2 protein-coding genes are annotated in these 1,995 nt (G+C 45.8%); both read left to right on the top strand.

Annotated elements, in window-relative coordinates; all coding sequences use genetic code 11:
• On the top strand, positions 1 to 767 hold a 767-nt coding region (locus Q7P41_RS09015), incomplete at its 5' end, for a glycosyltransferase family 4 protein (protein WP_303883636.1).
• The gene (locus Q7P41_RS09010; protein WP_303883633.1) at positions 761 to 1,951 is read left to right on the top strand and encodes a glycosyltransferase family 9 protein; all 1,191 of its coding nucleotides are present in this window, start codon (positions 761 to 763) and stop codon (positions 1,949 to 1,951) included. The genes Q7P41_RS09015 and Q7P41_RS09010, both read left to right, overlap by 7 nt.
• Positions 1,952 to 1,995 lie beyond the last annotated feature (44 nt).

Genomic DNA, 1,995 nt, shown 5'->3' with positions numbered 1-1,995 from the left:
CCTTTTGGATCGCCCGGTGGGCAAGCAGTAAGGGAGACATTCCATGGGTGGCCACTACGCATGATACATTCAAGCACTCCTGTGTATTAGCTCCATTAAAAAAAGCGTCAGCTACCATAAGCGTAAGCCGTTCAGTGAAAGATCATTTAGTGCCCTACCTTCCTAAAAATGCTTTCGTAATATATAATGGCTTATTGCCTACTGAAAAGACCTGGCAGGGAAGCCTGGAAAAAGACCTCTTTAAGTTCCTATTCATAGGACGGTTGACGCCAAGAAAGGGATTACAAGTTGTTTTAAAGGCATTGGCGGATGTAAAGGGGAATTGGATTTTAGACGTCGTAGGAGACGGGCCCATGAGGAAAGAGCTTGAAAACCTGGTTGATGGGCTTAGGCTTTCTGACAAAGTCCGATTTTGGGGCTTCCGTGATGATACCGATGATTGGCATGCTAAATGTTCATGCTTTTTATTCCCATCCCTAGAGGAGGGGATGGGAATGACTTTGATGCGGGCAATCCAGATGGGTGTTCCGGTATTGGCATCAAACCTTCCTCCCGTCCGAGAATTATGTTTGAACCCTGAAGCTTTGTTGAAACCCGGAGACGAGGCATCTTGGAGGGAAGCGCTCAAAGTTTTATTAACGGAAAGAAAGGTTACTCAACTTTTCGACGGTGATAAAATACCGACTGTGGAAGAGATGACAAGAAAAGTCTTGGAAGTATACCAAAGATGCATGGCCCTTAAAAAGAAAGAAGTGATATCGTGTTAACAAAAATAAAACAATGGCCTACATCCGTTTCAGGCCACGATTTTATGGTTACTTTAAACCGAGCTCTGCCGAACGATTATCCCGAAGAGCTTTACAGTCCTTGGTATGAAGACCCCATATATAAAACCTTGGATGTAAAAAGGATTTTAGTGTACGTGGGCGGTGGAGGAATGGGCGATATCGTGATGATAAACCCCTTCTTCAATGCGCTTCGATCGGCATGGCCTGAAAGCCATATTACCCGGATTGGCGGGTTTTCTAACCCGATCAAGTGCTTATTAAAGGACAGCGGCCTCATAGATGATGTGCTTTATACGGTCGTTGGAAAACACAGGCCCTCTGCCTTCCCAGAGTACGTTAAATGGTGGCGGGAAGGGAGGCGAATAGGCAAGGTGGATCTATTTGTTGATACGCAGCGACAGTTCGTTCCCTCTCTGCTTTTTTCTTTGTGTTTTAAATATAAGCATCGCATCGGCTACTCAAGCAAGTGCATCTTTAGCGATTGGAAGTTCAAAGAACCAAACAGGCACGAGGTACACGATACATTTCAGACTTTGGTCATGGCAAGAAGGCTTGGCATAAAACCTCCCAAACCGCTGCATCGCATTTGCATACCTGAAAAAATTAAGGTAATTGCCCATGATTTATGGGAAAATTACCATTTTGGCGAGGCAATCTCGATGTTTCCCTACAGCTCGAAGCCGATAAAAAATTGGGGAGAAGATGGTTACACTGCCTTAGGTCGCATGCTGCTCGAAAAAGGATTTAAAGTGCTATTGTTTGGCGGATCAAGCCAATTTGAAAGCTTAAAAAACATGGCCTCTTCGATGGGTAGTGGCGCTTACGTTCCCTACCTTCTTTCGGGGCTTTCCATTGACGATGAAATGTACCTTTGCATGGCTCTGCTTAAAAGGTCCGCGCTGACGATATCGGGCGATTCAGGAGGGGCACATCTGTCTGCGGCTTTGGGCACAAAAACATTGGTGATCAGCTTGCTTTCGCGCGTCAATAAATTTATGCCCTTGGGCGACCGGGTTTGGAGCATTTATCCCGAAATTGAGTGCTCTCCCTGCCCGGGAAGGGACATGAAGGCATGCAACAAACAGCGTTGGTGCGCAGAGGGAATTACCCCACAGATTTTGTGCGAAGCAGCAACTTCGTTGCTCGCAAATGAGGAGGAATGACGATGGGAGAATCCGGAAAAGCTTTCGATAAACCTTTAAAGATT

This window comes from Acetomicrobium mobile (assembly GCF_937920065.1).
This window is presented reverse-complemented; position numbering and strand designations above follow the sequence as displayed.